Below are 8,090 nucleotides of genomic sequence, written 5' to 3'. Positions count from 1 at the left end.
CGGCGGCCGCGTCAGCCGGGCCTGCGCCGTGGCGCTGATCGCCGCCGCGGCCCTGCTGGCGCCGCACGCGCCGGACCTGTTGCGCGCCGAGCGCGAATCGCGGGCGCCCATCATCTACGAGCACTGGGACGCCGCCGCCAAGGTCAAGGTCTACGACTTCGCGCCCGAGTATCGCGGCCTGGAGATCGACAACGCCGCCAACTCGCCCCTGCTGCGCTTCGACGGCAACTGGGACCGCCCCGACTCGCTGCGCTACGAGTTCGGCATCGACGTCTCGTACCTGATCGACCGCTTCGACGACTGCCGCTTCCTCTCCCTGGGCGCCGGCGGCGGGGGCGACGTGCTGCAGGCCCTGCAGGCCGGCTGCGCGGAGGTGCACGCGGTCGAGGTGGTGCCCCACGTCAACCGCATGCTGCAGCAGGGGGAGTACGCCGAGTTCACCGGCGGCATCTACCTGGACCCGCGGGTGATCGTGGCCACCGAGGACGCGCGCGCATACGCGCGCCGCCACCGCGAGAGTTTCGACGTCATCTACTCGCTCAGCTCCAACTCGTGGGCGGCGCTGGCCTCGGGGTCGTTCGCGCTGGCGGAGAACTACCTCTTCACCACCGAAGCCTACCGCGACTACTGGCGCGCCCTGCGGCCGGGCGGCTTCCTGTCGATGGAGCACCAGTTCTACATGCCGCGGCTGGTGACGAGCCTCCATGACGCCCTGGTGGCCGAGGGGGTCGAGGATCCGCTGGCCCACTTCGCCGTCTACGACCTGCCCGCGATGCGGCGCACCCTGATGCTGGTATCGAAGGAACCGCTCACCGACGAGATCATCGCCAACGCCTACGGCGAGATCACGCCGGAGGTGGCCGAGCACATCGCCGTCCTGCATCCCGCGCCGGCGGGGGCGGAGGACAACCTCATCGCGCGCATCCTGCGCAACGGCTGGGCGGCGGAGCAGGACTCGGTGGCGATCGACCTGTCCCCGGCCACCGACGACCGGCCCTATGCCGCCCAGCTCGGTCTCTGGAAGAACTTCTCCTGGGACACGCTCGAACGCGTCTCCCCCTTCGAGTTCAGGGGTTATCCTCTGGCCAAGCTGCTGATCGTGCTGATCGCCGGTGTGGTGGCCGTGATCGGCCTGCCGCTGACGCTCTTGCCGCTGCTCAGGCGCGGGCCGCGTCTGAGACCGTTGCCCTGGCTCTTCTTCTTCCTAATCGGGTTCGGGTTCATGGCCGTCGAGGTGGTGCTGATCCAGCAGCTCACCCTGCTGGTTGGTCTGCCGCTGGCGGCCATCGTCACGGTGTTGACGACGTTGCTGATCGCCTCTGGCGCGGGCAGCGCGCTGGCGCCCCGCATCCGTCCGCTGCGGGCCATCCTGGTGCTGATCGCCCTGCTGCTGCTCTTCGGCAAGTTCGCGTCGTCGCTGATCGGCGCGGCGGGCGGGCTGCCCCGCGGCGGACGGATCGTCGTGGCGATCCTGCTGACCGCTCCCTTCGGCCTGACGATGGGTGTGCCGTTCCCGAGCGCCGCCCGGCGCGTGGGCGCGCTGGTGGACTGGGGCCTGGCCGTCAACGGCGTGGGCTCGGTGCTGGGCTCGGCGCTGGTGATCCTGGTGGCGATCACGCAGGGCTTCAACGCCGCGTTCCTGGTCGGCGCCACCTGCTACATCCTGGCGGGATTGTGCTATTACCGGCGCGAGGCCTGGTAGACGACCGGCAGGCAGGGGCGCCGCGGCGTCCCCGCTATCCTCCCGCCGCCCCGCGCAGAAGATCCCAGGCCATCTCCACGTGCCGCTTCTCTGTATGCGTCTGGCCCACGCTCAGGCGCAGGGTCAGGCGCCCGTCCAGCCTGGTGTGGGTGATGAAGATGCGCCCGCCGGCGTTCACCGTTTCCATGATGCGCCCGTTCACCTCGTCGCCGCCGCGATGGCGGAAGCAGACCAGGTTCAGGGGCGCCGGCGCCGCCACCTCCCAGTCCGCATCCTCGCGCACCCACCCCGCGAAGACCTGCGCCAGGCGCACATGCTCGCGCACGTGATGGCGCAGCCCGTCGATGCCGTAGTGCCGGATCACCAACCATAACTTGAGCGCCCGGAAACGTCGGCCCAGCGGGACGTGCCAGTCGCGGTAGTCGATGACCGCTCCGCTCTCGGTGGGAGCGTTGCGCAGGTATTCGGGCAGGATGGACAGGGCGCCCAGCAGGGGACGGCGGTCGGCCACCCAGAAGCAGTCGCAGTCGAAGTTGGTGAACATCCACTTGTGCGGGTTGAAGCAGTAGCTGTCGGCCGCCGAGAGCCCGTCGTTGAGCCAGCGGAACTCGGGGCAGAGGGCGGCGGTGCCGGCGTGGGCGGCGTCGACGTGCAGCCAGGCGCCGTGCGCGCGGCAGATCTCGCCGATCGCGCGCACCGGATCGACGGCGTGGCTCGAGGTGGTGCCGAGGGTCGCGCAGACGAAGACGGGACGCCGGCCCGCGGCGAGATCGGCGCCGATGGCCTCGGCCAGGGCGTCCGGACGCATGGCACGCGCGTCGTCCACCGCGACCAGGCGCAGGCCGCCGGTGCCGAGCCCCGCGATGCGGACCGCCTTCTCCAGGGAGGAGTGGGTCTCCGTCGAGCCGTAGGCGATGATCCGGCCGCCGCCGCCGCCGCTCCGCTCCCGGGCGGCCAGCAGGGCGCAGAGGGTGGCGCTGGAGGCCGTGTCCTGGATCACGCCGCCGCCGGGGCCGTCCGACAGGAAGGCGCGGGGCAGATCGAGCATGGCGACCAGCCAGTCGAGCACGTGGCTTTCCAGCTCGGTGCAGGCGGGACTGGTGGACCAGAGCATGCCCTGGACGCCGAGACCGGCCGACAGCAGCTCTCCCAGCACCGACGGCCCCGAGACGTTGGCGGGGAAGTAGCCGAACCAGCCGGGCGACTGCCAGTGCGTCACGCCGGGCAGGATGATCTCGTCGAGGTCGCGCATGACGTCCGCGAAGGGCTCGCCGTGCTGCGGCGGCTCCGCGGGCAGCTTGCCACGCACCTCTCCGGGCGCGGCGCGGCTGGCGACCGGCAGATTCTCGATGCGCGCCCAGTAGTCGGCGATCCAGTCCACCACCTCGCGGCCGCGGCGGCGGAACTCGTCGGGGGACATGTGCCGGCTGCCGTCGCTCATCTTTCGTCCTCCTCGTGCAGAACGGAAGTCTAGCCCATGGCGAGAAATCGGGAAAGCGGCGTAGCGAGATGTGAAAGATCAGCCCGTTGCTGCAAACGACAGGGTTGCGCCGCCGTGGCCGGGGGAGCTTCGAGGGACCGCAGCGAGCGCAGGACGCCCCGGGGGCCGGATCCCCCGGGGCTTGCCCGTTCCGCGCCGTCGTCGTAGTCTCATGCTGTCCTCGATCCTCGACACGGCGGTGTTCCACATGACGGCTCGACGCGGTCCCGACGCTCTCGTTCTGCTGCTCCTCACCGCGACCCTCGCCGCGCTCCTGGCCGGCTCGGCGGGCGCGGCGCTGGTGCGGCCCTATCCCGGTTACGGCAACTTCCCCATCACCGTCGACGTGGCCTACCGCTGGCAGGACGACGGGTCGCTCGATCTGGAAGTGCTGGTCGAGGTGCGCAGCGGCCATCTGATGTTCGTGCGCGCCATGCGCGAGCTGCCCTTCCAGTCCGACCTGGACGTCGCGATCCGGCTCGAGGGCCTGGATGGCTCGCTCCACGAGCTCGACGAGCACGTGGTGATCCGCGAGCGGACCCTCGAGGATGCCACTTTCCAGGATCGCGTCCACAACCTGGCCTTCCTGCTCGCGAACGTGACCGCCCCCGGCGGCGATCTGGGCGTGCGCGTGGTAGACCGCCATCAGGAGCGGCGGGGTGCCCGCGGCTTCCGCGATCGCCCGAATGCCTTCAGCGAGATGCATTGCTACTGGGTGGCCCCGGAACCTCCCTCGGACTTCGCGGGCTTCTCGCTGGGCGATCCGCTGTTCCTGCGGGGCTACCGGGACGTGGATATCTTCGGTCGCAGCATCCTGCGGGACGTCGACGAGGCGCGCGCCGCCATGCTGGAGCACCTGCACCTGGGACGTCTGTACGGACTGCGGCAGAGATTCCTGCAGTTCGCCTACGAGGTCTATCCGCCCGACGAGAACCGGGCCGACGTGCTCACGCACGACGGCCTGCTGGTACAGGTCGTCTCCCGGGAACTTCGTTTTTCCGTCACCGATACGCTCGCCTTCGACGACACGCAGCGGACCAACCTGGGCCTGGGCCGGCCGGTCATGGTCTTCCACGAGATCGACGTGGAATCGCTGCCGCCCGGCGCCTACCTGCTGAGCTGCGCGCCGCTGGACGGCAAGGGCCGGCCCTGGGTGACGGAGTTCGACGTCGTGTGGAGCATGAGCGTGCCGCGCCGCCGCGGCGACGAGGAGCTGGCCGTCGCCCGCCTGTTGCTGCCGCCGGACGCGGTGGCCGCCTTCGGGGGCGCCGACCCGGTCGGCCGCACGGACATGCTCGACGCCTTCTGGGCGCCGCTCGATCCCGAGCCCGACACGCCGCAGAACGAGGCCTGGATCGAGTTCCAGGAACGCATCGGCTACGTCCGGCAGCATCTGGGCGGCTTCAGCCTGGACGGCTCGCTGGATCCGCGCGCCGAGGTCTACCTGCGCCTGGGCACGCCGTCGCGCGTCGTCTTCGAGCGGGATCCTTCCAACGAATCCCTGCGCACGGATCCGCATCAGGACAAGTGGACGGATTTCAAGGGGTTCGTTGATTCCTACCAGGGCATGAACACCATCTCGGTCGGCGGCGTGTCGCCGAGCATGTCCGGCGACAAGTCCGCCACGAGCGACATGAGCGTGCAGCATCCGGGACGCGGCCAGACGACCGGCCGCTTCCCCGGCTCGCGCACCGAACCCCTGATCGGAACCTACCAGCACCGGCTGGCGCGGCACTCCCGGGGCAATACCTTCACGCAGGAGCCGGTGTCGGAGACCTGGGTCTACGCGCACGGCGGCTTCCCGCTCTTCCCGCACACCTGGTCCGACTGCGTGCCGCGCGGCTTCCAGTTCGTCTTTCTGCCCGAAAAGGGAAGCTATCACCTGCTGCGGGTCGGCGAGCCGGCGCCCGAGGACTAGGCCCTGCGCGGTCGCCGCTTCAATCCGGCGTCATGCCCAGGTAACCCGGGCAGCCGGCCTGCAAGGCTTCGAGCGCGGCCGCGTGCAGCCGCGAGGCGTGGCATTCGGTGTAACGGTGCAGGACGACGTCCACCGCGCACGGTTCGTACTGCGGCAGGATCCGCACGCCGCTGTCCGTCCCGATCAGGTGCCGCGACATGACCGCGCGCCCGAGACCGTGAGCCACGCCGTCGAGGATGCCGTAGACGTCGCCCATGTAAGAGCGGCGGTAGCGGGGGACGTCCGGCTGGTCGCGGAAGAACCAGTGGGTGGCGTGATCCTCGGGATCGTGGTCCAGGTAGACATCCTCGCGCGTCCGGTGCGTGGCGCTCTCGATGGCCACGTATTCCTCCCGTCCCAGCGTGTGCGTGATCACGTCCCGCCAGTCCAGCGCGCGATCGACGACCACGAATTCGGCTTCGGCCCGCTTGAGCATCCCGGGCAGCTCGCCCATCTCGCGCACGAAAAACTCGCAATGCACGCCCGGATTCCCGCGCAGCAGCGGCCCCAGGGCGGGAACCACCGCCGAGCGCATCACCGAGGAATACCCGGCGATGCGCAGCGCGCCGGACAGTCCGCCCTCGGCCGCCCCGCCCAGGTCTCCGGCCAGACCCGTGTCCAGCGTTTCGCGGTCGCGGCAGTACTGCAGCAGACGCTGCCCGGCCTCGGTCAGACGGATGCCGCCGGGGGCGCGCACGAACAGACACGTCTCGAGGCCGTCCTCCAGCTTGCGGATCCGCTGGGAGAGCGCGGATTGGGTCAGGTGCAGCCGGCTGGCCGCCTTGGTGAAGCTCTCGAGCTTCGCGGCGGTATGGAAGGCTTCCAGCTGACTCGTCGACAGGTGCATGTCCGATTCCTCCAACGTCTGCATGGGCGCTGCCCGGGCTTATGCCTCCATTAGAACATTTAATTGGCCGATTTACAAGAATACAGATAGGAATACTCCTGATGTCGGCGGTTATGGAGGGAGGGCCGCCCGACACCACCGGCTCCAGCGTTCCATCGCGATATTCCATCGTGTCCTCGGGCGGGGACGGAGCGCTGGCGCAATGGTGGTTTCCCGTACTCCCTCCACCTTTTCCCACCCCGGACCATTCTTCTGCTGCGCGCCACCGCCCAGGACGCTACACTAGCCGCGACCGACGACCCTTGCCGGATGGAGCCGACTTGAGTCCGACCACCGCCGCGCGGCGCTCTGTAGCCCTGATCCACAACAAGCCGGTCCACTATCAGGTGCGGCGCAGCCGACGGGCGCGCAGCCTCAGCCTGCACGTCAGTCACCACAAGGGACTCGAGGTGGTGCTGCCCTGGCGCTGGACCCTGACCGACGTGGACCGCGCCCTGGACGAGCACGCCGACTGGATCGACCGCCAGGTCGACCAGTACGACGTGCGTCGCGGCCCTGCCGTGCGCGAACTGACCACCGGCCACCGCGTACTCGTCTTCGGCGAGCCGTGCGCGTTGCGGCTCGAAGCCCTCGATGGATCCCGCCGCCGCGGCCGGGTGAGCGCCGAGAACGGTTCCCTGCGCGTGAGGCTGGCGCCCGAGGACAGGCTGGACCCCCGCCCGGCCCTGGAGCTCTGGTTGCGCAAGCTGGCGCGCACCCATCTCAAGGCGCGGGTACGCGACCTGTCGGCTGCCCACGGCTTCAGTCCCGGCAAGGTGATCGTCGGCGAGCGCACTACCCGCTGGGGCAGCTGCTCGAGCCGCGGCAACCTCTCGTTCTGCTACCGGCTGGTCATGGCGCCGCCGGCGGTGATCGACGCGGTGGTCTGCCACGAGCTGTGCCACCTGACCCACCTCAATCACGGCCCGCGATTCCACGCCCTGCAGGACCGGACCTGTCCGGACCATCGCCGGCTCATGGCGTGGCTGCGCGAGCATCATGACGAGATGGTGATCTGATGGATGAACTGTACGCACGAGAGAACGTCATCGCCCTCCTCCACGAGCACACGCAGGGGGAGGCCCTGCGCCGCCACGCCTACGCCGTGGAGGCGGCCATGCGCGCCGCCGCCGGGCGCACCGGCAACGACGCCGCGTACTGGGGCGCGGTCGGGCTGCTGCACGACTTCGACTACGAGACGTATCCCGAGGCGCCCGACCATCCTCTGAAGGGCGCGGAGATCCTGCGCGGGAAGGGCTATCCCGAGGATTTCATCCGCACCATCCTCTCGCACGCGACCTACACCGGCGTGCCGCGCGAGACCGACTGCGCCCGCTGGCTCTTCGCCGTGGACGAGCTGTGCGGGTTCTGCATGGCCTGCGCCATGGTCCAGCCCGACAAGCGGATCGCGCAGGTGAAGGTCAAATCGGTGAAGAAGAAGCTCAAAAAGAAGGACTTCGCCGCCAAGGTGAACCGTGAGGAGATCGCCGAGGGGGCGGCGGATCTGGGGCTGGAGCAGGCGGAGGTCATCGAGCATGTGCTGGGGGCGTTGGGGCCGGTGGCCGACGAGCTGGGGTTGTGATCGTCGGATAAACCCACCACGTGGCGGGGCACGCGGCCTCATCCATCAAACAGTATCAGAACCCCGCGCCGAGGGACCAGCTCACGATCCCGTCGGGCGACTCCGCCTCACCGCCGACCTTCACCAGATAGCCCAGCTCGAAATCCAGGAAGTAGAGACCCTGCTCGATCCCGCCGCCGAGGTAGGTGGTGTCCGGGGCGACCTCGCGGGGATCGCCCCAGGTGCGCACCAGGTTCAGCTTGGCCGACGTGCCCAGGAGCGTGCCGAAGGGGAACCAGCCCATCAGGTGGTACCAGAACGTTCGGCCCACGCTCAGCCGGGCGCCGCCCTGGCCGGCCTCGAAGCCCAGCAGGGTGCCGCGGGCGACGGGCAGGTCGTCCATCATGTGCTTTTCCCCGAACAGGACGCTCGCGCGCCCGGACCAGCCCAGGGGGGCGCCCCAGCGGACCGCCAGCGTGGGGCCGAAGGCGCCCTCGCGATGGG

Annotated in this window: 7 protein-coding genes; 4 read left to right on the top strand and 3 right to left on the bottom strand. The window is 69.7% G+C overall.

Annotated elements, in window-relative coordinates:
• On the top strand, window positions 1-1,702 hold a 1,702-nt coding region (locus KJ554_02215), incomplete at its 5' end, for a hypothetical protein (protein ID MBU0741150.1).
• Window positions 1,703-1,736: 34 nt separating this feature from the next.
• Here KJ554_02215 and KJ554_02210 read toward each other — a convergent pair.
• Entirely contained in the window at window positions 1,737-3,122 is a 1,386-nt protein-coding gene (locus KJ554_02210; protein MBU0741149.1) for an aminotransferase class V-fold PLP-dependent enzyme, read from the bottom strand.
• 268 nt (window positions 3,123-3,390) lie between these two features.
• On the opposite strand from KJ554_02210, the gene KJ554_02205 reads away from it, so the two are divergent.
• Window positions 3,391-5,100, top strand: a complete 1,710-nt coding sequence (locus KJ554_02205; protein ID MBU0741148.1) for a GWxTD domain-containing protein — start codon at window positions 3,391-3,393, stop codon at window positions 5,098-5,100.
• A gap of 19 nt (window positions 5,101-5,119) precedes the next feature.
• Here KJ554_02205 and KJ554_02200 read toward each other — a convergent pair whose 3' ends face one another.
• Window positions 5,120-5,986: a LysR family transcriptional regulator gene (locus KJ554_02200; GenBank protein ID MBU0741147.1), complete on the bottom strand. Its 867-nt coding sequence runs from the start codon at window positions 5,984-5,986 to the stop codon at window positions 5,120-5,122.
• A gap of 320 nt (window positions 5,987-6,306) precedes the next feature.
• On the opposite strand from KJ554_02200, the gene KJ554_02195 reads away from it, so the two are divergent.
• Window positions 6,307-7,044 (top strand): M48 family metallopeptidase, encoded by a 738-nt coding sequence (locus tag KJ554_02195; protein MBU0741146.1) that lies wholly within the window; start codon window positions 6,307-6,309, stop codon window positions 7,042-7,044.
• Window positions 7,044-7,607 (top strand): HDIG domain-containing protein, encoded by a 564-nt coding sequence (locus tag KJ554_02190; protein MBU0741145.1) that lies wholly within the window; start codon window positions 7,044-7,046, stop codon window positions 7,605-7,607. The genes KJ554_02195 and KJ554_02190 overlap by 1 nt, the downstream gene beginning before the upstream one ends.
• A gap of 55 nt (window positions 7,608-7,662) precedes the next feature.
• Here KJ554_02190 and KJ554_02185 read toward each other — a convergent pair.
• Window positions 7,663-8,090: hypothetical protein (locus tag KJ554_02185; GenBank protein MBU0741144.1), on the bottom strand; the 428-nt coding region annotated here is incomplete at its 5' end.

Source organism: bacterium (assembly GCA_018814885.1).
GTDB lineage: Bacteria > Krumholzibacteriota > Krumholzibacteriia > LZORAL124-64-63 > LZORAL124-64-63 > JAHIYU01.
Note: the sequence above shows the minus strand (reverse complement) of the source record. Positions and strands in the feature narration are given on the sequence as shown.